Source organism: Streptomyces sp. TRM70350, assembly GCF_019219825.1.
Lineage (GTDB): Bacteria > Actinomycetota > Actinomycetes > Streptomycetales > Streptomycetaceae > Streptomyces.
Genome location: NZ_JAHUXH010000002.1, coordinates 1 through 23,319 on the forward strand (window position 1 = coordinate 1; position 23,319 = coordinate 23,319).

Consider the following 23,319-nt stretch of genomic DNA (forward strand, 5'->3'; position numbering starts at 1 on the left):
ACGGCCTAGGGCACGTGAGAGGCTGCGGGGCCGACGGTTCGCGACCGTCGGCCCCAATGGCCGTATCAGCGGAAACCCGCCCTGACCTGCCCCTACAGCACCGGCAGATTCTTCCGCAGCTCGAACGCCGTCACCTCGGACCGGTACTCATACCACTCCTGCCGCTTGTTCCGCAGGAAGAAGTCGAACACATGCTCACCCAGCGTCTCGGCGACCAGGTCGCTCCGCTCCATGAGCGACAGCGCCTCCCCCAGGTTCTGCGGCAACGGCTCGATCCCCATCGCCCGCCGCTCCGCGTCCGACAGCGCCCAGACGTCGTCCTCGGCACCCGGCGGCAGCTCGTACCCCTCCTCGATGCCCTTCAGGCCCGCCGCCAGCAGCACGGCGTAGGCGAGGTAAGGATTCGCACCGGAGTCCAGCGACCGCACCTCGACCCGCGCGGAGCCCGTCTTGCCCGGCTTGTACATCGGGACGCGGACCAGGGCCGAGCGGTTGTTGTGGCCCCAGCAGATGTACGACGGGGCCTCGCCGCCCGCACCGGCCGTGCGCTCGGAGCCGCCCCAGATGCGCTTGTAGGAGTTCACCCACTGGTTGGTGACCGCCGAGATCTCCCCCGCGTGCCGCAGCAGGCCCGCGATGAAGGAGCGGCCGACCTTGGACAGCTGGTACTCGGCGCCGGACTCGTAGAACGCGTTCCGGTCGCCCTCGAACAGTGACAGGTGCGTGTGCATGCCCGAGCCGGGGTGCTCGGAGAACGGCTTCGGCATGAACGTCGCCTGCAGGTTCTGCTCCAGCGCCACCTGCTTCATGACCAGGCGGAAGGTCATGACGTTGTCCGCCGTCGACAGCGCGTCGGCGTAGCGCAGGTCGATCTCCTGCTGGCCGGGGGCGCCCTCGTGGTGGGAGAACTCGACCGAGATGCCCATCGACTCCAGCATGGTGATCGCCTGGCGGCGGAAGTCCATGCCGACGTTGGTCGGGGTGTGGTCGAAGTAGCCGGAGTTGTCGGCGGGGGTGGGCACCGTGCCGTCGACCGGCTTGTCCTTCAGCAGGAAGAACTCGATCTCGGGGTGGGTGTAGAAGGTGAAGCCCAGGTCGGAGGCGCGGGCGAGGGCGCGCTTGAGGACGTAGCGCGGGTCGGCGAAGGAGGGGGAGCCGTCCGGCATGAGGATGTCGCAGAACATCCGGGCCGTGCCGGGCGTCTCCGCGCGCCACGGCAGGACCTGGAAGGTGGACGGGTCCGGCTTGGCGATCATGTCGGACTCGTAGACCCGGGCGAAGCCCTCGATCGCGGAGCCGTCGAAGCCGATGCCCTCGTCGAAGGCCTGCTCCAGTTCGGCCGGAGCCACGGCCACGGACTTCAGGAAGCCCAGCACGTCCGTGAACCACAGGCGTACGAACCGGATGTCGCGCTCCTCCAAGGTCCGGAGCACGAACTCCTGCTGCTTGTCCATCTTCCGATTCCCCATCCTTGCTGGTCAGGCCGCCTGTCTCCCGCACACGGGACGGTCGGGCTCCTGAGCATCCCACCACAACACCATTTCATGCGCGTTGCGCACCTTGATCGCCCGGCCGACCCCGGCCTGAACGCCTCACGTACGGCAGGTGTACGGCTCCTGAGCCCATCTTGCCTGCTCGGACCGACATCCGTAATGCCCGGCCATTTCTGCGCCTCCCCTACGAGATCGTTGGCCTTGCCCACTACGATCAGCGCACCGTCCGTCCTCCGCTTCCCAGAAGGGCCGGCCCCATGGGTTCCGCCAAGAACACGAGCAGTGCGGCGCGCAAGGCGCGCATAGAGGAGATGCGGCGCGCGGAGCGTGCCCGCGAGCGTCGCAACCGGATCCTCACCATCGCGGCCAGCGTGGTGGTCGTCGCCGGTCTCGTCGTCGGTGGTGTGGTGCTGCTCCAGTCGCAGTCCGGGGACTCCGACACCGCCGCCGGTGACTCCAAGAGCACCGGCAAGTTCGTCACCGGCGCGGACGGTGTGAAGACGTGGCAGGGCAAGCTGACCCAGAACCACGTCACCACGGACGTGAAGTACCCGATGGAGCCACCGGTGGGCGGCGACCACAACCAGGTGTGGATGAACTGCAACGGTGATGTCTACGCCAAGGAGATACCGAAGGTGAACGCCGTGCACTCGCTGGAGCACGGCGCGGTCTGGGTGACGTACACGAGCAAGGCCGACCAGGCCGACGTGGACGCGCTGGCGGAGAAGGTGAAGAAGACGCCGTACACGTTGATGAGTCCGGTCGAGGACCAGCAGGACCCGATCATGCTGTCGGCGTGGGGCCACCAGCGCACGGTGACCGGCGCGGACGACCCGAACGTGGACAAGTTCTTCGAGACGTACGTCCAGGGCAAGCAGACCCCCGAGCCGGGCGCGGCCTGCACGGGCGGGCTGGCGCAGTGACGGCAGCGGTGAGGCGGGACCAGTGAGGCGAGACCAGTGAGGCACGCGCAGGCCGGATGGATCGCCGGGGCCGCGGCGGCGCTGCTCGTCGCGGTCGGCGGGATCACGTACGCGGTCGCCGAGGACGGCGGCTCGGACGCCGGGGTGCCCGCGGCCGACTCCGCGGACGCCGGGTTCGCCCGCGACATGGCGGTGCACCACCAGCAGGCCGTGGAGATGTCGTACATCGTGCGCGACCGCACCGACGACGAGGAGATACGGCGGCTCGCGTACGACATCGCGCAGACGCAGGCCAACCAGCGCGGCATGCTGCTGGGCTGGCTGGATCTGTGGGGGCTGCCGAAGGTGTCGTCCAAGCCGCCGATGAGCTGGATGGGGATGGGCGGCATGGCCTCCGGCGAGGACGGCGCGCTGATGCCGGGGATGGCGACCGACACCGAGATGGACCGGCTCGGCAGGCTCGACGGCAGGCAGGCCGAGGTCTTCTTCCTCCAGCTCATGACGGACCATCACAAGGGCGGCGTCCACATGGCCGAGGGCTGTGTGGACAGGTGCTCGGTGGAGGTGGAGAAGCGGCTCGCGCGGGGGATGGTCGAGGGGCAGGAGTCGGAGATCCGGCTGATGGCGGACATGCTGAAGGAGCGGGGCGCGCAGGCCCGGGAGTAGTACGGCGCCGGGTGGGCGGCGTGGCGTGGGCTGGTGCGGCGTGGGGTGGCCCACACCACGCCACCCCCCATCGCGTCGGTCTGACGATTACACTGGGCCCGTGCCTCAACTACGTCTCGCCCTGAACCAGATCGACTCGCGCGTCGGCGACCTCGCCGGGAACACCGAGACGATCCTCCGCTGGACCCGGCACTGCGCCGAGCGGGGAGCGCATCTCGTGGCGTTCCCGGAGATGGTGCTGACCGGGTATCCCGTCGAGGACCTGGCCCTGCGCTCCTCCTTCGTCGAGGCCTCCCGCGCCGCCCTGCGCTCGCTGGCGGCGCGGCTCGCCGAGGAGGGCTTCGGGGAGTTGCCCGTGATCGTCGGCTACCTCGACCGCAGCGAGACCGCGCAGCCGAGGTTCGGCCAGCCGGCCGGCGCCCCGCAGAACGCGGGCGCCGTGCTGTACGGCGGCGAGGTGGCGCTCACCTACGCCAAGCACCACCTGCCGAACTACGGCGTCTTCGACGAGTTCCGCTACTTCGTGCCCGGCGACACCATGCCGGTCGTGCGGGTGCACGGCGTCGACGTGGCGCTGGCCATCTGCGAGGACCTCTGGCAGGACGGCGGCCGGGTGCCCGCGGCGCGTTCGGCGCGGGCCGGGCTGCTGCTGTCCATCAACGCCTCGCCGTACGAGCGCGACAAGGACGACACCCGGCTGGAACTGGTCCGCAAGCGCGCCCAGGAGGCCGGTTGCACCACCGCCTACCTCGCCATGATCGGTGGGCAGGACGAGCTGGTGTTCGACGGCGACTCGATCGTGGTCGACCGGGACGGGGACGTCGTGGCGCGGGGCCCGCAGTTCGCGGAGGAGTGCCTGATCCTGGACCTCGACCTGCCGGCCGCCTCCCCCGACGCCCCCACCGGCGTGGTGGACGACGGGCTGCGCATCGAGCGGCTGGTGCTGTCCGAGGAGCCGCTGCCCGCGTACGAACCCCAGCGGACGGGCGGGTACGCCGAGCGCCTCGACGACGACGAGGAGGTGTACTCGGCGCTGGTCACGGGCCTGCGGGCGTATGTGCGCAAGAACGGCTTCCAGTCGGTGCTCATCGGACTGTCCGGCGGTATCGACTCCTCCCTGGTGGCGGCGATCGCGTGTGACGCGGTGGGCGCGGAGCACGTGTACGGCGTGTCCATGCCGTCGAAGTACTCCTCCGAGCACTCCAAGGGCGACGCGGCCGAGCTGGCGCGGCGGACGGGGCTGAACTTCCGTACCGTCGCGATCGAGCCGATGTTCGACGCGTACATGGGGTCGCTGGGGCTCACCGGGCTGGCGGAGGAGAACCTCCAGTCCCGGCTGCGCGGCACGCTCCTGATGGCCGTCTCCAACCAGGAGGGCCACATCGTGCTGGCGCCCGGCAACAAGTCGGAGCTGGCAGTGGGCTACTCGACGCTGTACGGCGACTCGGTGGGCGCGTACGGGCCGATCAAGGACGTGTACAAGACGTCGATCTTCCGGCTGGCCAGGTGGCGCAACCGGGCGGCCGAGGAGCGGGGCGAGACGCCGCCGATCCCGGAGAACTCCATCAGCAAGCCGCCGAGCGCCGAGCTGCGGCCGGGGCAGGTCGACACGGACTCCCTGCCGGACTATCCCGTCCTGGACGCGATCCTGGAGCGGTATGTGGACCGGGACGAGGGGGCCGACGCCATCGTGGCGGCCGGGTTCGACCGGGAGCTGGTGACGAGGACGCTGCGGATGGTGGACACGGCCGAATACAAGCGGCGGCAGTATCCGCCCGGGACGAAGATCTCGCCGAAGGGGTTCGGGAAGGACCGGCGGCTGCCGATCACCAATGGGTGGCGCGAGACGGCGTAGCGCCGGGGTGGGGCGCGGTGCGTGGCCGGGTGCGGGTGCGTGGGGGCCGGTCGCGCAGTTCCCCGCGCCCCTGGGGCGTTGCCCGGCCGGTGTTGCCTGCTACCGCCCCGTGGACGCGTCGCGCCGTCCCGTCGTGGGGCACGGGGTCCTGCCGCGGTCGCACCGTGTGCGGAGGCCGGTCGCGCAGTTCCCCGCGCCCCTTGGGGCGTTTCAGCCCCGTACCGGTTCCGACTCCGTTGGCATGCCGGACGCCACCAGGCGTTCCCTCCTCGTGACAGTGCCCCGGCGGTCCACCCCGTACGCCGCCCCCGCCACCGCGATGCCCAGCACCGCCAGCGCCGCGCCCGCCGTCGCCGGGGACGTCGTGCCGAAGCCCGCGGCGAGGGCGAGGCCGCCGATCCAGGCGCCGCCGGCGTTGGCCAGGTTGAAGGCGGCCTGGTTGGCGGAGGACGCCAGGGACGGCGCCGCCGACGCCTTCTCCATGACCATCAGCTGCAGCGGCGAGCCGGTGACGAAGGCCGCCGTGCCGAGCAGGGCCACGCCCAGCGCGGCGCTCCACTGGGCCGACATGAGCACCGGGAACAGCGCGAGGACCGCCACCAGCGACGCCAGGCCGCCGAAGAGGGTGCCCCGCATCGCGTGGTCGGCCAGCCGGCCGCCCAGCAGGTTGCCGATCGTCGCACCGACGCCGAACAGCGCCAGCAACAGCGTCACGCTGGTCTCGGCGTACCCGGCGGAGTCGGTGAGCATCGGCGTGATGTAGCTGTACGCGGCGAAGAGCGCGCCGAAGCCCGCGACCGTCGTGCCCAGCGCCAGCCACACCGGCAGCGGCCTGAGTGCGGCCAGCTCGCCGCGCAGCCCGCTCGCGGAGGCGTGCGTGTGGTCGTGCGGGAGCAGCACCGCCAGCGACGCGATCGCCGCCACGCCGATCGCGCTGACGCCGAGGAAGGTCGACCGCCAGCCGAGGTGCTGGCCCATGAGGGTGGCGACGGGGACGCCCGCGATGTTGGCGACCGTCAGGCCGAGGAACATCAGCGAGACGGAGCGGGCCTTGCGCTCGGGCGCGACCATGGTGGTCGCGACGACGGCGCCGACGCCGAAGAAGGCGCCGTGCGGCAGACCGCTGAGGAAACGGGCGGCCAGCAGCCAGTGGTGGTCGGGGGCGAACGCCGACAGGGCGTTGCCCACGACGAACAGGACCATCAGGCCGATGAGGACGGTCCGCCGGGACATCCGCGCGGTGACCGCGGCCAGCAGCGGGGCGCCGATGACGACGCCCAGCGCGTACGCGGAGACCAGATGGCCGGCGGTGGGGATCGAGATGTGCAGGTCGTCCGCGACATCGGGCAGGAGCCCCATCATCACGAACTCGGTCGTACCGATGCCGAAGGCGCCCACGGCGAGGGCGAGCAGGGCCAGGGGCATGAAGGGCCTTTCAGAGGGAAGTTCCGTCCATCATATGTTCAAGTACGGAACAAAGTCTCGCGGGCCCGGTATTCCAGCGGGTCAAGACCCGGTTGCGAGGTCCACCCGCGCCGCCACCGGCAGATGATCGCTTCCGGTCTGCGGCAGCGTCCACGAACTCACCGGCTCGACGCCCTTGACCATGATCTGGTCGATCCGGGCCATCGGGAACGACGCCGGCCAGCTGAAGCCGAAGCCGCTGCCCGCCGCTCCCTGCGTGGAGCGCATCTGAGCGGTCACGGCGTTGAGGGCGCGGTCGTTCATGGTGCCGTTGAGGTCGCCGAGCAGGATCACCCGGTCCAGCGCCTCGTCGGCGATGGCCTCGCCGAGCGCGTCGGCGCTGGTGTCGCGCTGCCGGGCGGTGAACCCGGCCTCCAGCTTGACCCGCACGGACGGCAGATGGGCGACGTAGACGGCGAGCTGCCCGCCGGGCGCGGACACCGTGGCCCGCATGGCGCGGGTCCAGCCGAGCTTGATGTCGACGGGCCGGACGTCACTGAGCGGGTACTTGCTCCACACCCCGACCGTGCCCTGCACCGAGTGGTACCGGTACGTCGACGCCAGCGCCGCCTCGTACGTCGGTACGGCCGCCGCCTGCAGCTCCTCCAGCGCCACCACGTCCGCGCCGGACGCGGCGACGTCGCGGGCGGTGCCGGAGGGGTCGGCGTTGTCGGCGTTGACGTTGTGCGTGGCGACGGTGAGGTCACCGCCGGTACCGGCGGCCTTGTCGGTGAGCAGGCCGCCGAAGAGGTTGAGCCAGACGATCGCCGGGAGCAGCACCGCGATCAGCGCGGTGGCGGACCTGCGGACCAGGGCCAGCAGAAGCAGCAGCGGGACCAACAGGCCGAGCCAGGGCAGGAACGTCTCGGTGAGGCTGCCGAGGTTGCCCACGCTGTTGGGGATGTAGGCGTGGGCGCCCAGCACAACGGTGAGCAGCACCGCGAGCACGGCCACGATCAGGCCGCGCCGCCAGATGCGGGGGTCGCCGCGCCAGCCGTCGGTCACACGGGCCGCCACGCGCCGAAGCCGAGATCCGCGGCGCTCGGGTTCCGAGCCGCCACCCGCCGTCTCCGTCACGTACGCCTGCTGCGCCATACCGTCGCCTCGCTACCTGCCGTGCACACCGTCGTCCCCCGCGCCTAAGACCCTAGGGGATGTTCGGCCCCGATCCTGCCGTCACATGACGGCCGTACGGGCACTTAGGACGAACAAGTCGGCGCCCGGAGTTCCGGTTTCGCGGACCGGGAGTGACCTCTGTGACGAAACGCGCACATTCGGGTTACGCGTTGGGTGAACTGACGGGGCGTAGTCCTTCGAGCAGGGTGTCGACGACCTGTTCCGCGAGGCCTTCGGGGAGTTCGGCGTCGGGGTGCAGCAGCGAGCGGGTGAGCAGGGGGCCGACGACGATGTCGTTGACGAGTTCGAGGTCGATGTCCGTGCGGAGTTCGCCGCGTTGCTGTCCACGGCGGAGGACTTCCAGGCCGATGCGGCGGCGGGGGGCGATGACGGCGTCGTGGTAGGCGGCCCAGATGCGGGGGCTGGCCTTCATCTGGGCGTGCACGTTGTGCAGGATCACCGAGGTGCGGCTCGCGAGGCCGCGGCGGCGCAGCGCTTCGAGGAGGACGACGAGGTCGTCGCGCATGGACGTGCCGGGGAGTTCGGGGTCGGGGGGTTCGGCGGAGCGGACGACGTCGACGAAGAGTTCCTCCTTGCCGCGCCAGCGGCGGTAGATGGTGGCCTTGCCGACGCCGGCGGTGCGGGCGATGCGCTCGATGGAGAGTTCGGCGAGGGGGACGCCCTCCTCCAGGAGCTGCATCGTGCCTTCGATGATGGCGCGTTCCACGGCCTCGCTGCGGGGGCGGCCGCGGGCGGGGCCCTCTTGCCGGGGGTGGCTTTCGGCGAGGCTCACTGTCCGGTGTCCCTTCGTTGTCCTGGGACATTGTTCCCGGCGTAGGACGGTTCCGCCTCGGCGGCACGACTGTCCGCGGGCTGCCGGGCCGTCCTGCCCGGCAGGAACAGCGCCACCACCGCCGCCCCGACCAGGGCGACGGCCGCCCCGCACAGTGCCGTGACATGCATGGCGTGCAGGAAGGCGTCGTTGGCGGGGATCACCAGGGCCCTGCCCTCGGGACCGAGCCGCGCCGCGGCGGCGAGGGTGGCCTCGATGGATTCGCCGGCGCTGTGGCGGGCGGCGGCGGGGAGTTGGGTCAGCTTGTCCTGGATCGAGGTGCGGTAGGCGGTGGAGAGGACCGAGCCGAGGACCGCGATGCCGAGGGCGCCGCCGACCTGGCGGAAGGTGTTGCTGAGGGCGGAGGCGGAACCGGCCTTCTCGCGGGGCAGGGCCTGCATGATGACGACGCTGGTCGGGGTCATGATGTGCGCCATGCCGGTGCCCATGAGGAAGAAGACGACCTCCAGGATCCAGATGGGTGTGTCCGCGTCCAGCGTGGCGAACGCCGCCAGCGTCGCCGCGATGACCAGCATGCCGCCCGTGGTCGTCGCCTTGTGGCCGAAGCGGTCGACGACCAGCCGGGCGCGCGGGGCGAAGATCATCTGGGCGACGGCCAGGGGGAGCATCAGCAGACCGGTCTCCAGCGGCGAGTAGCCGCGCACGCTCTGGGTGTAGAAGACGGCGAAGAAGGTCACGCCCATCAGCGCGAAGAACACCAGCGCGATGACGGAGATCGCGGCCGAGAACACCTTGTTCTTGAAGTAGCTGACGTCGATGGACGGATGGTCGCTGCGCTTCTCGAAGATCACGAAGGCGGCCAGGACCGCGAGCCCCGCGCCGATGGTGGCCAGTACGGTCACGTCCGTGAAGTCGGCGAGCTGGCCGCCCTTGATGATGCCGTAGACGAGCAGCACGAGCCCGACGACGGACAGGGCCACGCCGACGGGGTCGGTCCGGCCGGGGTTGGGGTCGCGGGAGTCGGGGACGAGCCAGAGCATCAGGCCGACGGCGAGGACCACGATCGGCACGTTGACCAGGAAGACCGAGCCCCACCAGAAGTGGTCCAGCAGCACCCCACCCGTGATCGGGCCGATCGCGATGGCGAGGCCGACGCCGCCCGCCCAGATGCCGATGGCCTTGGGCTGCTCGTCGCGCTCGAAGACGTTCATGAGGACGGCGAGCGTGGCCGGCATGACGAAGGCCGCGCCGAAGCCCATCACCGCGCGGAAGGCGATGAGCTCGGCCGGAGAGCCGGAGAAGGCGGCGAGCGCGGACCCGGCGCCGAACGCCACGAGCCCGCCGAGCAGCACCTTCTTCCGCCCCAGCCGGTCACCGAGCAGGCCCGCGCTGAACAGCAGGCCCGCGAAGACCAGGGTGTAGGCGTTGATCGCCCACTCCAGCTCGCTCTGGGTGGCGCCCAGGCCGGTCGGCGCGGGGGTGGAGATGGTCTTGACGGCGACGTTCAGGATCGAGTTGTCGAGCACCACGATCAGCAGGCTCAGCATGAGCACGCCGAGTATGGCCCAGCGGCGCCGGTGCACCGCTTCCGGGACCCGGGTGCCGGGGACGGCGGGAGTAGTCATGCCGTCGAGCCTAGGAAATTACGATACGAGACGGTACCGTATCGTAAACTTTTTACCCGGCTCTGCTGCTCTCCTTACGTCCTTGCGTGCCTTGCGTGACGGGGGTCCCCCTAGCCGTCCTTGGCACGAGGTGCCACCATGGGACTGGTCCGGGGACGCCGTCAGGGCGCCTCGAGATGACGTAAGGAGCCGTTGCAATGACGCAGCTTTCGGCTGCCCAGACTGCACCGCAGAAATCCTCCGACGGCAGCAAGGCGCTGTACGGGGGCAAGGGCACCCGCCGTATCACGGTTCGTGACATCACCGCCGCCAAGGAGCGCGGCGAGAAGTGGCCCATGCTCACCGCCTACGACGCGATGACCGCGTCCGTCTTCGACGAGGCCGGTATCCCGGTGATCCTCGTCGGCGACTCGGCGGGCAACTGCCACCTCGGGTACGAGACCACCGTGCCCGTCACCCTCGACGAGATGACCCTGCTCTCCGCCGCGGTCGTACGGGGCACCAGGCGCTCCCTGATCGTCGGCGACCTGCCGTTCGGCTCCTACCAGGAGGGGCCGGTGCAGGCGCTGCGCTCGGCGACCCGGCTGGTGAAGGAGGCCGGGGTGCAGGCCGTGAAGCTGGAGGGCGGCGAGCGGTCCCACGAGCAGATCCGGCTGCTGGTCGAGTCCGGCATCCCGGTCATGGCCCACATCGGGCTCACCCCGCAGTCCGTCAACGCCATGGGCTACCGGGTGCAGGGCCGCGGCGAGGAGGCGGCGGCACAGCTGCTGCGGGACGCCAAGGCCGTGCAGGACGCGGGGGCGTTCGCGGTGGTGCTGGAACTGGTGCCGGCCGAACTCGCGGCCGAGGTGACGCGGACGCTGCACATCCCGACGGTCGGGATCGGGGCGGGCGCGGAGACGGACGCGCAGGTGCTGGTGTGGACCGACATGCTCGGGCTGACCGGGGGGCGGGTGCCGAAGTTCGTCAAGCAGTACGCCAATCTGCGTGAGGTGATGGGGAGCGCGGCGAAGGCGTTCGCCGAGGACGTCGTCGGCGGAACGTTCCCGCTGGAGGAGCACTCCGTCCACTGAGCCATTGCCGCACCACGGGCAGCCCGCCGATCATCCCCCGTCGGCGGGCTGCCGTCTTTTCACCCGCCTGTCTGACTCGGACGGGCGGGTTGGCTCTCCGGGGCTCGGCCCGGTGCCCCTTTCTCTCACCGGGGAAGCAGGCGAGCGGGGCCGGTCGTGTGGTCATGCAGGCGCGTGGTTGAGGGCCAGGTCGCGGTACGGAAGGTCGACGATCGGGCAGTCCGACACACCAAGCTGTGTCTCGGTTTCCGCAACGGTCCTCGCCGCCGCGAGAGAGTCGGCGCTGACCACCTCTGTTTCCACGAAGGCACCGACGCCTGCCACCGTGTCGATGCTCACCGTGACGCCCGCGTGCAACCGGTGCCGGTAGGTGGTGCGGTGCTTCTCGACGCGGACCAGGCGCCGCATTCCGATGTTCTCCAGGAGCTGGTCGGCGTGTTCGGCGCTACCGGGCACGAGGTGGACGTTGGTCTCCGGCTTCGAGATCACACTGTCGATGCTGTGCGTGGCCTCGGTGGACGGCGGCTTGTATGTGATCTCCGCGAAGTCGCCGCGCTGCCGCACCCGGAGGCATTCGACGGTCACCATGTAGTCGACGTCCGGGCGACTGTAGTACGTGTCCACCTCCGACACCGGCGCGTCCGGCATCCAGCCGAGGCCAGCCAGCACCCGCGTCAGCGCCTCGCCGCCGTCGGCGAGTTCCCTCTTGCGTTCTACCTCGATCGGTCGGGTCACGTCATCCTCCTGAGTTGATCGCTGCGTAAACGCGGGCCAGGCTGCCCTTGCTGCACCACTGCTGTAGGCAGTGCATCCCCTCGGACAACGACTCGGAGTCTGTGACGGGGACGTTGGAGAACAGCACCAACTGCTTCGCGTCCCTCAGCGGGTTGGGCAGCGCCCGCCGCAAGTATCGGTTGTAGTACGCCCGATCCCTGCGCATCACGTCGGCCAGGCGGACGGGTATGAGGACGGTGCGCTGCTCCTGCGCGGCCTCGGTGGAGTGGACGGCGACGGCGGCGAGAAGAGCGTCCAGCGTCATGTACGCGTACGTCTCCCGGCCCTCGCGGGTGACCCAGCTCCGCCACACGTCGGCGCACTCACCATCGCCCTGCTCAGCGCGCGCCAGGAACGCGTTCAGCGCGATGTCGGTGCACTCGTCGAAGATGTCCCCGTCGACCGTGTGGTGGTCCATGTACTGCTCGCTGAGGGCGAGCAGCATCGTCTTCTGCGAGGCGGGCAGCCAGTCGCTGTCGGTCAGGACGTAGTGGACCCGCTTGTGGCCGTAGCGGGCGTCGATCCAGTCGCCCGACAGCGGGCCCTCAAGGTACGGGCGGAATCCGAGGACCCCGGAACGCCAGATATGGTCACGTAGCGTGATGTAGTGCCGCTGCACTTCCCGGAAGATCCCGACAGGGGCGGTGGCGACCACACTGGTCCGCTCCGACAGATCCTCCGGCTTCACAATCCGCGAGTCCTGACGTAACACCGCCAGGTCGGCGGCACTGTGATACGGGTGCGTACCTTCATCCAAGTACTGCGGCAGGAACATCCGCAGGAACCGAATCCACGAGCGGGAGGTGTAGGTCTGCTGTGTTCGGTCGTGCAGCGATCCGGCCTTGACCGCGTAGACGTCGCGGTAGGCGAACATTCCACCGGGCTTCAGCACCGTGGGAACCGTGCGGATCATCGAGTGGAGTCCGGCGTAGCCGCCGCCGTATGAGTAGACCTCGTGGAGCAGCGCCGACGCGCTGATGACGTGGACCGGTTCGGTGAGCAGGGCGCTGATGTCCTGGGCGAAGCCGGTAAGCAGGCGGCAGGTGCCGACCCGGTTGAAGGCGTCCATGGCTTGTCCCAGCGACGCCGACATCACACCGGGTACCTCGACCAGGGTGAGGTGGACGTCGCTGAGGGGCGGCTGCGTCATGGACAGGTGGGAGGCCAGGTAGGCGACGGCGGAACCGCCACCGGGTCCGACCTCCACCAAGTGATGGCTGTCGGCGGACATACGCTTGAGGGCCTGGATCGCGAGGAACGCCTTCTCCTCGCCGTGTGCGTTGGCCGCCACGTCGATGTAGGTGGCCGCGGTCTTCAGCGCGGTGGTGAACGTGGAATCAGACACGTGCTCTCTCCTGAGAGACTTGGGGCCCCTCCCACCGCGGCTTGCGGTCCGCGACGGGAGGGGCATCTGTGGGCGCGGCTGACGTGGACCTGACCATCCCCTCCGTCCTCTGAACGCCGATCCCCCACATGAGGCGCCCGGCCACGACCACAAGGGCGGTGAGGTACACCATGACCGTGAGGCGCTCACCGTTCGGCACGATTCGCCCTGCCGCTCTTCCGATACGCCGCGAGGTAGACCTGGCCCCAGCCGCTGTGCCTCGTCGCAGACGGGATCGCGGACTCGGAGCCGTTCGCTGCACTCCCGGCAATTGGAGACGTGGTCGCTGTAGACGCGAAATTCGGCGGCCGCCCGGACCTCGGTGCCGCTCACGCGTCCAGCCCTTCCCCCAGCAAGTGGCGTCCGGCGGCGATCAGCCGGGCGACGGTGAGCGGCGCGCACAGCATGCCGGGCGAGGACATCGGTACCGACCAGTACGGGGCGTGGGTCGGAGGGTTGCACTCGACGGCGCTCACCGGCGGCACTCCGAGGTAGCTGTCGCGGCCGAGGCAGTCGACGTCCACCGTCCGCCAGTCGTCCACCGCCTGGCGCCATGTCGCGGGCATGCCGGCCGGCACCAGCGCGTAGTAGCGGGAGTGATGCGGATCGCGGATGACAGGGCCGCCATCGAGGGCCTGGTCCAGGAAGTCGTCCAGTTCGGAGGCCTCGGTACTCGCCGTCAGTGCGACCACCAGGCGCGCGGGAATCCGCACGGCGGAGAAGAGGGTGCCCAGGGGCAGCAGCGCCGCCCCGTACTCCTGCCACTGCGCGCGTGCCCGACCGGGCTCCGAGAGCGTCGACAGCAGCCAGTGCTCGACCGCCAACCGGCGGTCGGACCTGGGGTGTACGAGCACGCCTGGCTCAGGCTGAACCGGCCGCAGGGCCCTTGGTTCCGGTACGGCGGTCACCGCGCAGCACCCGCCTTGCGGTGCAGGGGGCAGGAGCAGGGCGGGAACTGGGTGTTGCAGGGCTCCAGCGCGGGCTCGTAGTCGTGCGGCACGCTGACCGTGGCGCGAGGCGGGCCCACCACGATGCCGTCGCGGCTGACAGTGAAGACCTCGATGGTCATCTTTGCGCCCTGTGGGCGCCCCGGGGGTGGGGCAGTAACGTTCGTCATGTCGACGCTCCTCAGCAGCGTTGGCCACGCCCCGGGGCCGTCGTGAGCGGTCGCCGGGGTCTGTGTTGCTCATGCATTGAGCGTCGTCCCTTTGCGTGCAACTCCGGGATGACCGGCGGGGGTTACCGAGGCGGTAATACACTCGTTCTCTGGTTCGGTACGGCGCGAGGATGCGCATACGATCCCTGCGGAAGTTGGCCCCCATGCACGCCATCACCACCGGCCCGCTCGCCCCCGAAGTCCTCGAAAGGGACGACCTGAAGCGAGCGCTGGCAGAGCACGACTTCGCCGCGGCTTTCGCCCTGATCAAGAAATGGGGCGGCCTGTCGCAGAACCGGATCGCGTCAGCCTGCCAGCTCACGCCCGGCAAGGTGAGCACGATCATCAGCGGGCAGCAACAGGTCACCAGCTTCGACGTGATCTGCCGCATCGCAGACGGACTGCGCATCCCAGGGCACATGGTCGGACTCGCCGACCGGTCTTGGGAGAGACAACCCGACGCGCCAGACCCGCCAACGGCCCGGGCCACGCGGTCCCCTGACGACGCACACTGGCGTCCCGAGTCGGCCGTACACCTGGCCGCAGAGCTGACCAGGAGCGACCTCGTGATGGACCGCCGCACCGCTACGCGCGCTCTCGCCGGAGCCGCCATCTCCGGTGCCGCTTTGCTCGACACCGTAGAAGGCTGGCTCCAGCCGGCCCCGGCGTCAGTACCTGCGCACCGTCGGGGTCGCATCGGCCAGCGCGAAGTTCAGGAGCTGGAGTCCACCGCACGCGCCTTCCGAGCCTGGGACCACCGCTTCGGCGGGGGCCTGCGCCGTAAGGCCGTTGTCGGGCAGCTCAACGAAGTCGCCGGCCATCTTGAAGAGCACCAGGCTCCTGATGTCGAGCGAGGTCTGTTCCGGGTGATGGCGCACCTCGGGGGCACGGCCGCGACGATGGCCTGGGACTCGGGGATGCAGAGGCAGGCGCAGAGCTACTACATGCTGGCGTTGCGGGCCGCCCACGCAGGCGGCGACGCCGGGTTCGGCGCCAATGTGCTGGCAGGTATGCGCGGCAGATGCTGTACCGGGACCGCCCTCAGGACGCCCTCGAACTCGTACACCTCGCGCAGAAGGGAGCGGGCAAGGCGGCAGGGCCACGGCTACGGGCGATGCTTCACACGCGCGAGGCGTGGGCGTACGCGGCGTTGGGCCGCTCGGCCGCGTTCCGACGGGCCACTGCGGAGGGATCCGAGGCCCTCGCAGAAACCAATGCGGCTGAAGAGCCGTACTGGATCACGTACTTCGACGATGCTGAGCTGGCGGGCGTAACCGGTGGCCGACTGCTGGATATGGCCCGCCAGGACCCGCAGCAACATGCCGAAGACGCCGCCGAACACATCCGTGGCGCTCTCACGACCCGTGGCGCTGAAGCCGGGCGCAGCTATGCGCTGGACCTGATCGGGCTCGCCGAGTGCTACTTCCTGATGGGCGACGTGCCTGAGGCGGTCGACCAGACACACCGTGCCGTCGACGCTGCTGCCCGCACTCAGTCCACCCGTGTACGGGCCCAGCTCAGCCAGCTATACCCGTACACCGTGGGCCGGTCGTCATCGCGTACGGTCGGCGAAGCGCGGAGTCGGATCCGCGAAGTGCTGTCAGCTGAGGGAGCAACGTGACCACTATCGCCGTGACCGGGCACATGGACCTGACCGACGCCAGCATTCCCCTGGTGCGCGATGCGCTGCGAGAGACGCTCAAGCCCTACGTGGACGGCGGCCTGACCGGTGTCTCGTGCATCGCCAAGGGCTCAGACTCGCTGTTCGCGGAAGTCGTGCTGGAACTCGGCGGCCGCCTGGCGGCGGTCATCCCCTCGCAGGACTACCGGCAGAACAAGGTCAAGCCCGACCACGCCGAGACGTTCGACCGACTCATCGAGGCTGCGGACGAAGTGCTGGTGCTTCCCCATGAGACCGCGAATCGCTCGGCGTACGAGGACGCCAACCGCACGCTACTCCAGCGCGCCGACCGTCTCGTCGCCGTCTGGAATGGGGAGCCGCCGAGCGGCAAGGGCGGAGGCACGGCGGACACCGTCCTGGAGGCTCGCGAAGCCGGACTCCCGGTCGATGTCGTGTGGCCGGACGGGGCGGCCCGGGGCTGACCCAGAGCCGTCTCATCGCGCAAGCCGGATGCCGCGATGGCGGCCGGGCTCGCGGACGATGGCGCCCTTCTTTTCGATCTTCACCAGTTGCTCGTGGACGGACGCTCGGCTGCGCAGCCCGACCGCCTAGCCGATCTCTACGACGGTCGGTGCCTCCCCGTGCTCGGTGATCCACTCTCGGATGCACTGGACGATGCGTTCCTGCCGCTCCGTGAGGTGGGGGACTCCGTGTCTGGCCACGTCCTCGATTAGATCGCTCGTTCGATTTTTCACTACAAGTGGACGTGGGCTCGGACCGTGAACGAGGTGCCGCACCGCCGTCCCGTCTGTAGCTGCTGCGTTTCGCTCGGAAAGTGTTGGTGCAGCAGCCGACGGCGGGCCTGGCGCAGATCGACTGGTGGATCGCGGACGAAGAGCGCCGGGAGGCGCAGCGCAGGGTTGCCGACGCCCGGCGCCCGCCCCCTCCCGAGTGGCTCACCGACCGCAGCCTCGGGGGCCGATCACGAACACCCCGGACGATCGCGAGCCGCCGGTGACCGCGTGCAGCCGCGACGCTTGCGGTAGAACGCGATGAGCTCACCGACGCTGAGATGATCTCCAAGACCACGCATTACGTGCTGCCTCCTGCGGGTTGTGGGCCCGCTTCACCGTACAGAGCGGGTCACTGGGCGGATAGTTGGCCGTGTGGCCGTCGGTTGCTGGTGCGAGACTGAGAGAACCGACATGAGAAGACCCGGACAGACTGTCCGGGTGCGTGCAGGGAAAGTGGTAGCTCTTGGTCCCGGTGGGATTCATACTTCCCTGCGTGGATGACAAGCAGTCTCAGCTTGCCCAACTGGCCTCGATGATCGATGAGGCAGCTCAGGAGCCAAGTGCGCTGAATGCCATCGGGGCGCTTCGTGGTCGTACCCCAGTCGGGGATGGGGCTGGCCTCGATGAGACAGACTTTCCGGCACTATCTCAGAAAGCTGTCGAGTGGGCGTTCGGTTACCATGTGAACGTACTCCAGATTGACGGAAAATGGCGAGTTCGAGTTGACCCATTCTTTGAGGGTTCGGACGGGATCTCCTCGCCGCCTCGTGTGTAAAACCTTCCGGAATCTATAGTCGAGGTATGGTCAGGGCTGACAGATCTCGTAAAATCACCTCTTGGGCTTCCCCGGCTCTTTCACCTCTTGTTTGAGAGGAAGGCTGGGAATGTGCGCCAAAACGCCGTCTCGGCCGCGGCGAACTATATAGCTGCATCACGCTGCTACTCAAGCGGGTCGGACAAGGAGCGATTTCTTAATCCGGCATTGAGGGTGGCGAGGGCTGTTGGAGCGGGAGGCGTTGCCTCTGACGCAATCCGTGAGATTGCTGCGTGCATTAGGGGTAGCATTTCCGGAGATGACCCGGCTCCAGGAGTTGCGCTACGGCTATTGGGGCCTTTGGCCGATGACCGTGACAGCTCGGAAGATATTGACGGGCTCATCGAATCTGTCACCGAGGCATTCCCGTCACCGTTCATCCAGGATGAGCTTATTTCTCTGAAGATTAGACGATGCTCAAGCGCGGATGAGAGGGCCACCCTCGAAGGGAGGCGTGAAGAAGATCTTGGTCTTGTGTCGTTCGGTTCTTCCCGAATCTGCCGGTGCTGTAACGCGTTTCCAGGAGGGGGCGCAAGGTCGCGTGGCGACTGCGGGCCGGTGGGGGTTTGTCGCGCCCACCGGCCCGGGCGGGGCCCCGGGACGGGTGGCGAATCTCTTACACCCGGGAAGACAGGGCCGGCGCGTCAGCGCGGACGTCGGGTCGCCAGCCAGAGGCAGATGCTGGGCGGTACGGTACCGGCGAGTCCCGCGATCAGTGCCGCGCCCGCGACCGGCTCGCTGAGCGTGGGCAGCAGGCCGGTGACCCGGCCCGCGGTGGTCGGAACCGTGACCTCGCAGCCCCGCTCGGTCATGGACGTGCCGCCGCCTTCGACAAGCAGCCCATGGCCGTCCTCCCTGCACTGCTTGGACCCGATGGCGTTGGCCCCGAGCCACAGCACCGCGGCCAGTACGGCGAGCAGAAGCGCACCCGCCAGGCCCGCTCTGCGAAGGAGGCGGCTGCGATCGGCGCCCGGGTGTTCGTGTGCGTTCATGCGCGCATCATCCTCGAAGGCCGGACGCCAGCGGTTGGCGGGGCAGTCGTAGGTGCCGTTCGCCTTGTAGGTGGGCGAGCCGCCCCGCACCCAGCCCGCGCAACTCGGCACGCGCCAGCCGCGGGACTTGCCCACCAATGGCTCGGTGCCGGAACCCGGCCGGTCGTAGTTCGGCCCGTGCAGGAGCTGCCCGGCTCCATGCCGAGGTCGTTGCAGTCGTTGCTGATCTTCTGGGCGCCCAGGTCGTACGGGGAGCTGGACTTGGTGCCCTTCTCGGCGGCGATCCAGAAGTTGTACGCCACCCTGCGGTGAGCTTCTTCGGGTAGCCGATGCCGGCGGAGAAGTCGAGCTTCTCGCAGGAGTCGGTGGTGTCGTCCCAGTCCCAGTAGGCCGCGGCGGCGCTCGGGAAGTTCCAGCCGAGCAGGTCAAGCATTGCTTCCAAGTTCGGGCGGTCGGCAGCCAGGCAACAGGCCACCGATCGTGAGCCACCCTCCCGTCGGTTCCGGCGGGCGCCGGGTGACGGCGTTCGAGCTGCGGAAGAACCTGCCGGTGCATTAGGGGTCCGCCGTTGGGGCCCGGGCTGTGTTCCAGCTTGCGGGCCGGTGGGGGTGGTCGCGCCCACGCGGCGGAGCCCATACCGATACAGCCCGCGCCCCAAAAAGCAGGGCATTACTGCTGGCGGCCTGCCAAGTCCCCCAACACCTTGTGCAACGGCTCCGTCGCCCGTCGCCGGTACTCCTGGATCGACCAGCCGTTGCCGTCCGGGTCATTGAAGTACATGAACGTGGCGCCGTCGTCGGGGGCGTACTGGACGGGCTCGGAGATGTCCAGGCCCCGTTCGACCAGTTCCGCCCGGGCCGCCTTGATGTCGGCGACGCAGAGCTGGAGGCCCTGGTAGGAGCCGGGCTCCGGCTTGGTCTCGCCCTGGGCCATGTCCCAGATGCTGTCGCCGAGGGCGATCGAGCAGCCCGAGCCGGGAGGGGTCAGCTGGACGATGCGCATGCCCGGCATGACCTCCTGGTCGATGTCGACATGGAAGCCGACCTTGTCGCGGTAGAAGTCGCGGGCCCGGTCGATGTCGCTCACCGGCAGCGGGATCACTTCGAGCGTGAAGTCCATCAGTGGTCCTCCAGGTTGAAACGCCAACGGGTCTGGCTGAACGGCTCACCCTTACCGAAGCCGAAAACCGTGTCCGGCGCCACCGAAAAGACATACGCGTGTCCGGCGCCGTGGTGGAAGCAGCCGTCCCGTACCTCGAAGCGCCAGACGTCGCCGTACTTCGCCTCCCAGGCCGCCGCCAGCTCGCGCAGCCGGTCGTCGTCGGTCACGCGGACCGCCTCGCCCTCGACCACCAGGTCGTAGCCCTTGTTCCAGATGTTGATGCCGGTGGTCAGGGCCACGTGCGGGTTCCGGGCGAGGTTGCGGGCCTTGCGCTCGTCCGGGCCGGTGCAGAAGTGCAGCGCGCCCGCCGACCAGACGGCGAGCAGCGGCGTCACATGCGGCCGCCCGTCCGGACGTACCGTCGAGATCCAGAACAGCTCGGCCTCGCTCAGCAGCGCCTCGGCCTGCGGCCAGGACGCCGCGGTGGCCGTCTCGTCGCTGTAGCGCGGGTCGAGCAGGGTCTGGGGTCGTGTACCGGTCATGAGTGCCTCCTCGTGCCACAGGTCTGCCCCCTTCCAGTACAGACCCCGTACGGCGGCGGAACTCATCGGCGCCTGTCACAGGCGGGCCGGTTAGGCTCGGCTCGTACCACGTGGAGCCGGACGGGAGGGCGAGGATGACGCCGGGGCGCAGAAGCAGTACCTTCACACGGCTGCTGCGGCACGGCTTCACCGATCCGTCCGCCGCCGAGCGGCTGCTGGAGAGCGCCGGGCTCGGCGCCGTCCGCGACGATCCGGTGCTGCTGGACGCGCTGGGCGCCACCGCCGACCCCGATCTCGCCCTGCACGGCCTGGTCCGGCTGCTGGAGGCACAGCCGGACCCCACCGCACGCCGCGCACTGCTCGACACCCTGACCGGCTCCAAGCCCCTGCGCGACCGCCTCCTCGGTGTGCTCGGCGCCTCCGCCGCCCTCGCCGACCACCTCGCCCGGCACTTCGGCGACTGGCGGGCGCTGGTCACGTACGAGCCGCGTGACCTGCACCCGGGGGTCGCGGAGTTCGAGCGGGGCCTCGCCGAGGCGGCCGACCCGGTCGCGCTGCGCGTCGCCTACCGGCGCTGTCTGCTGTCCATCGCCGCCCGTGACGTGTGCGCCACGATCGACGTCGCCGAGACCGCCGCCGAGCTCGCCGACCTGGCCACCGCCACCCTGCGCCGCGCCCTGGCCCTCGCGTCCGCCGCCGCGCCCGACGACGCCGCGCTGTGCCGGCTCGCGGTGATCGCGATGGGCAAGTGCGGCGGAAACGAGCTGAACTACGTCTCCGACGTGGACGTGATCTTCGTCGGGGAGGCCGTCGAGGGCGCCGACGAGGGCAAGGCGCTGCGGGCCGCCACCCGGCTCGCCTCGCACATGATGCGGATCTGCTCCGAGACCACCGTCGAGGGCTCCATCTGGCCCGTCGACGCCAACCTGCGCCCCGAGGGCAGAAACGGTCCTCTGGTGCGCACCCTCAGCAGCCACCTCGCCTACTACCAGCGCTGGGCGAAGACCTGGGAGTTCCAGGCCCTGCTCAAGGCCCGGCCGGTCGCCGGCGACCTCGAACTCGGCGCGCAGTACGTCGCCGCCGTCGGCCCCCTGGTGTGGCAGGCCGCCGAACGCGAGAACTTCGTCGCCGATGTACAGAAGATGCGGCGCCGGGTGGTCGAGAACATCCCGGTCGCCGAGGTCGAGCGCGAACTGAAGCTCGGCCCGGGCGGCCTGCGGGACGTCGAGTTCGCCGTGCAGCTGCTGCAGTTGGTGCACGGGCGGGCGGACGCCGCGCTGCGCAGCGGTTCCACTCTGGAGGCGCTGCGGGAGCTGGCCGCCGGCGGGTACGTCGGCCGGGTCGACGCCGCGCAGCTGGAGGAGGCGTACCGCTTCCTGCGTTCCATGGAGCACCGCATCCAGCTCTACCGGCTGCGCCGCACCCACCTCGTCCCCGAGGGCGAGGCCGACCAGCGGCGCCTCGGCCGCTCCCTGGGCCTGCGCACCGACCCGGTCGCCGAGCTGAACCGCGAGTGGAAACGGCACGCCGCCGTCGTACGGCGCCTGCACGAGAAGCTCTTCTACCGGCCACTGCTCGACGCCGTCGCCCAACTCGCCCCCGGCGAGGCCCGGTTGAGCCCCGAGGCGGCACGCGAGCGGCTCGTCGCGCTGGGGTACGCCGATCCGGCGGCGGCGCTGCGGCACCTGGAGGCGCTGGCGTCCGGGATCACCCGCAAGGCGGCGATCCAGCGGACCCTGCTGCCGGTGCTGCTCGGCTGGTTCGCGGACTCCGCCGACCCGGACGCCGGACTGCTCAACTTCCGCAAGGTGTCGGACGCGCTGGGCAAGACGCCCTGGTACCTGCGGCTGCTGCGGGACGAGGGCGCGGCGGCGGAGAACCTCGCCCGTGTGCTGTCCGCCGGGCGGCTCGCCCCCGACCTGCTCATGCGCGCCCCGGAGGCCGTGGCGCTGCTCGGGGAGGGGGACGGCGGGGGACTGGAGCCACGGCCGCGGGCCCAGCTGGAGCAGGAGATCCTCGCCGCGGTCGGCCGCGCCGACAACGCCGAGCAGGCGGTCGCCGCGGCCCGTGGCGTACGCCGCCGGGAACTGTTCCGTACGGCCGCCGCGGACATCGTCGGCTCCTACGGCACCGAGGCCCAGCCCGCCGAGGCCGACCAGGGCGCGCTGGTGGACCTGGTCGGCGGGGCCGTGTCCGACCTGACGGCGGCGACGCTGGCGGGGACGCTGCGGGCCGTGGTACGGGACAGCTGGGGGGACACCCTGCCGACGCGGTTCGCCGTGATCGGGATGGGGCGGTTCGGCGGGCACGAGCTGGGCTACGGCTCCGACGCGGACGTGCTGTTCGTGCACGAGCCCCGGGACGGGGCCGACGAGCGGGAGGCGTCCGACGCCGCGAACCGGGTCGTCGCCGAGATGCGCCGGCTGCTGCAACTGCCGAGCGCCGACCCGCCGCTGCTGATCGACGCCGATCTGCGGCCGGAGGGCAAGTCCGGACCGCTGGTGCGCACCCTGAAGTCGTACGAGGCGTACTACCGCCGCTGGTCGCTGGTCTGGGAGTCGCAGGCCCTGCTCCGGGCCGAACCGGTCGCCGGCGACGAGGACCTGGGCCGCCGTTTCGCCGAGCTGATCGATCCGCTGCGCTACCCGGAGCGGGGGCTCGGGGAGGAGGCCGTACGAGAGATCAGGCGGCTGAAGGCCCGGATGGAGTCGGAGCGGCTGCCCCGGGGCGCCGACCCCAAGCTGCACACCAAGATCGGGCCGGGCGGGCTGTCCGACGTGGAGTGGACCGTGCAACTGCTGCAGCTGCGGCACGGGTGGCAGGTGCCGGGGCTGCGCACCACCCGGACCCGTGAGGCCCTCGCGGCGGCCCGGGACGCCGGGCTGATCTCCGCCGAGGACGCCGGGATCCTGGACGAGGCGTGGGTGCTCGCGACGCGCGTCCGCAACGCCGTGATGCTGGTGCGCGGCCGCGCCGGGGACACCTTCCCGTCGCATGCGCGGGAGCTGGCGGCGGTGGGGCGCTACCTGGGGTACGGGCCGGGGCACGTGGGCGACATGCTCGACGCGTACCGGCGCACGGCCCGGCGGGCCCGGGGGGTGGTGGAGTCGCTGTTCTACAAGGGGTAGTGCTG

General features: G+C 70.0%; 22 protein-coding genes and 1 pseudogene. 10 read left to right on the forward strand and 13 right to left on the reverse strand.

The window, feature by feature from the left end; translation table 11 throughout:
• Positions 1 to 92: 92 nt before the first annotated feature.
• Positions 93 to 1,454 carry a type I glutamate--ammonia ligase gene (gene glnA / locus KWI83_RS03390; RefSeq protein WP_218512746.1) on the reverse strand — a complete coding sequence of 454 codons (1,362 nt, stop codon included), beginning with the start codon at positions 1,452 to 1,454 and terminating at the stop codon, positions 93 to 95.
• Positions 1,455 to 1,750: 296 nt separating this feature from the next.
• Between glnA and KWI83_RS03395 the strand changes: the two genes are divergently transcribed.
• The 3 genes from KWI83_RS03395 to KWI83_RS03405 all read left to right on the forward strand — a co-directional run bounded on the left by KWI83_RS03395 (position 1,751) and on the right by KWI83_RS03405 (position 4,937).
• A complete protein-coding gene (locus KWI83_RS03395; RefSeq protein WP_218512747.1) occupies positions 1,751 to 2,416 on the forward strand; it encodes a DUF3105 domain-containing protein in 666 nt (221 codons plus the stop codon).
• A 36-nt stretch (positions 2,417 to 2,452) separates the two neighbouring features.
• Positions 2,453 to 3,082, forward strand: a complete 630-nt coding sequence (locus KWI83_RS03400; RefSeq protein WP_218512748.1) for a DUF305 domain-containing protein — start codon at positions 2,453 to 2,455, stop codon at positions 3,080 to 3,082.
• 100 nt (positions 3,083 to 3,182) lie between these two features.
• Positions 3,183 to 4,937: an NAD+ synthase gene (locus KWI83_RS03405; RefSeq protein ID WP_218512749.1), complete on the forward strand. Its 1,755-nt coding sequence runs from the start codon at positions 3,183 to 3,185 to the stop codon at positions 4,935 to 4,937.
• A gap of 210 nt (positions 4,938 to 5,147) precedes the next feature.
• Here KWI83_RS03405 and KWI83_RS03410 read toward each other — a convergent pair whose 3' ends face one another.
• The 4 genes from KWI83_RS03410 to KWI83_RS03425 form a co-directional block, all read right to left on the reverse strand.
• Positions 5,148 to 6,362 (reverse strand): MFS transporter, encoded by a 1,215-nt coding sequence (locus tag KWI83_RS03410; protein WP_218512750.1) that lies wholly within the window; start codon positions 6,360 to 6,362, stop codon positions 5,148 to 5,150.
• A gap of 81 nt (positions 6,363 to 6,443) precedes the next feature.
• Entirely contained in the window at positions 6,444 to 7,496 is a 1,053-nt protein-coding gene (locus KWI83_RS03415; protein ID WP_218512751.1) for an endonuclease/exonuclease/phosphatase family protein, read from the reverse strand.
• A 184-nt stretch (positions 7,497 to 7,680) separates the two neighbouring features.
• Positions 7,681 to 8,310, reverse strand: a complete 630-nt coding sequence (locus KWI83_RS03420; protein ID WP_218512752.1) for a TetR/AcrR family transcriptional regulator — start codon at positions 8,308 to 8,310, stop codon at positions 7,681 to 7,683.
• On the reverse strand, positions 8,307 to 9,935 hold the full coding sequence (locus tag KWI83_RS03425) for an MFS transporter (RefSeq protein ID WP_256361741.1): 1,629 nt from the start codon (positions 9,933 to 9,935) through the stop codon (positions 8,307 to 8,309). The genes KWI83_RS03420 and KWI83_RS03425 overlap by 4 nt, the downstream gene beginning before the upstream one ends.
• A 197-nt stretch (positions 9,936 to 10,132) precedes the next feature.
• Between KWI83_RS03425 and panB the strand changes: the two genes are divergently transcribed.
• Positions 10,133 to 11,008 carry a 3-methyl-2-oxobutanoate hydroxymethyltransferase gene (gene panB, locus KWI83_RS03430; RefSeq protein ID WP_218512753.1) on the forward strand — a complete coding sequence of 292 codons (876 nt, stop codon included), beginning with the start codon at positions 10,133 to 10,135 and terminating at the stop codon, positions 11,006 to 11,008.
• Positions 11,009 to 11,170: 162 nt separating this feature from the next.
• Here panB and cyaB read toward each other — a convergent pair whose 3' ends face one another.
• The 4 genes from cyaB to KWI83_RS03450 form a co-directional block, all read right to left on the reverse strand.
• A complete protein-coding gene (gene cyaB, locus KWI83_RS03435) occupies positions 11,171 to 11,743 on the reverse strand; it encodes a class IV adenylate cyclase (protein WP_218512754.1) in 573 nt (190 codons plus the stop codon).
• Between the two features lies 1 nt (position 11,744).
• Positions 11,745 to 13,127, reverse strand: a complete 1,383-nt coding sequence (locus tag KWI83_RS03440; RefSeq protein WP_218512755.1) for a hypothetical protein — start codon at positions 13,125 to 13,127, stop codon at positions 11,745 to 11,747.
• A gap of 368 nt (positions 13,128 to 13,495) precedes the next feature.
• Complete coding sequence (locus KWI83_RS03445) at positions 13,496 to 14,020, reverse strand: hypothetical protein (protein WP_308121977.1); 525 nt, start codon at positions 14,018 to 14,020, stop codon at positions 13,496 to 13,498.
• Between the two features lie 50 nt (positions 14,021 to 14,070).
• Positions 14,071 to 14,283, reverse strand: coding sequence for a hypothetical protein (locus tag KWI83_RS03450; protein WP_218513210.1), 213 nt, complete (start codon positions 14,281 to 14,283; stop codon positions 14,071 to 14,073).
• Between the two features lie 203 nt (positions 14,284 to 14,486).
• Between KWI83_RS03450 and KWI83_RS03455 the strand changes: the two genes are divergently transcribed.
• From KWI83_RS03455 to KWI83_RS03460, 3 genes are read left to right on the forward strand one after another with little or no spacing between them, the layout of a single operon-like run.
• Positions 14,487 to 15,596, forward strand: coding sequence for a helix-turn-helix domain-containing protein (locus tag KWI83_RS03455; protein ID WP_256361742.1), 1,110 nt, complete (start codon positions 14,487 to 14,489; stop codon positions 15,594 to 15,596).
• A gap of 20 nt (positions 15,597 to 15,616) precedes the next feature.
• Positions 15,617 to 15,943, forward strand: coding sequence for a hypothetical protein (locus KWI83_RS38095; RefSeq protein WP_256361743.1), 327 nt, complete (start codon positions 15,617 to 15,619; stop codon positions 15,941 to 15,943).
• The gene (locus KWI83_RS03460; protein WP_218512756.1) at positions 15,940 to 16,425 is read left to right on the forward strand and encodes an SLOG family protein; all 486 of its coding nucleotides are present in this window, start codon (positions 15,940 to 15,942) and stop codon (positions 16,423 to 16,425) included. The genes KWI83_RS38095 and KWI83_RS03460 overlap by 4 nt, the downstream gene beginning before the upstream one ends.
• Positions 16,426 to 16,437: 12 nt before the next feature.
• On the opposite strand, the pseudogene KWI83_RS39885 reads toward KWI83_RS03460, so the two are convergent.
• Positions 16,438 to 16,740: pseudogene (locus KWI83_RS39885) on the reverse strand (hypothetical protein).
• 490 nt (positions 16,741 to 17,230) lie between these two features.
• On the opposite strand from KWI83_RS39885, the gene KWI83_RS03470 reads away from it, so the two are divergent.
• Entirely contained in the window at positions 17,231 to 17,512 is a 282-nt protein-coding gene (locus tag KWI83_RS03470; RefSeq protein WP_218512757.1) for a hypothetical protein, read from the forward strand.
• 683 nt (positions 17,513 to 18,195) lie between these two features.
• Here KWI83_RS03470 and KWI83_RS03475 read toward each other — a convergent pair.
• A complete protein-coding gene (locus tag KWI83_RS03475) occupies positions 18,196 to 18,678 on the reverse strand; it encodes a hypothetical protein (protein WP_218512758.1) in 483 nt (160 codons plus the stop codon).
• A gap of 42 nt (positions 18,679 to 18,720) precedes the next feature.
• Between KWI83_RS03475 and KWI83_RS38100 the strand changes: the two genes are divergently transcribed.
• Positions 18,721 to 18,855 (forward strand): hypothetical protein, encoded by a 135-nt coding sequence (locus KWI83_RS38100; RefSeq protein WP_256361744.1) that lies wholly within the window; start codon positions 18,721 to 18,723, stop codon positions 18,853 to 18,855.
• 357 nt (positions 18,856 to 19,212) lie between these two features.
• Here the strand turns inward: KWI83_RS38100 and KWI83_RS03480 are convergent, their stop codons facing one another.
• Both KWI83_RS03480 and KWI83_RS03485 read right to left on the reverse strand, forming a co-directional pair.
• Positions 19,213 to 19,662 carry a VOC family protein gene (locus KWI83_RS03480; protein ID WP_218512759.1) on the reverse strand — a complete coding sequence of 150 codons (450 nt, stop codon included), beginning with the start codon at positions 19,660 to 19,662 and terminating at the stop codon, positions 19,213 to 19,215.
• Positions 19,662 to 20,186, reverse strand: coding sequence for a pyridoxamine 5'-phosphate oxidase family protein (locus tag KWI83_RS03485; RefSeq protein ID WP_218512760.1), 525 nt, complete (start codon positions 20,184 to 20,186; stop codon positions 19,662 to 19,664). The genes KWI83_RS03480 and KWI83_RS03485 overlap by 1 nt, the downstream gene beginning before the upstream one ends.
• 134 nt (positions 20,187 to 20,320) lie before the next feature.
• On the opposite strand from KWI83_RS03485, the gene KWI83_RS03490 reads away from it, so the two are divergent.
• Positions 20,321 to 23,314 (forward strand): bifunctional [glutamine synthetase] adenylyltransferase/[glutamine synthetase]-adenylyl-L-tyrosine phosphorylase, encoded by a 2,994-nt coding sequence (locus tag KWI83_RS03490; RefSeq protein WP_218512761.1) that lies wholly within the window; start codon positions 20,321 to 20,323, stop codon positions 23,312 to 23,314.
• Positions 23,315 to 23,319: the final 5 nt, after the last annotated feature.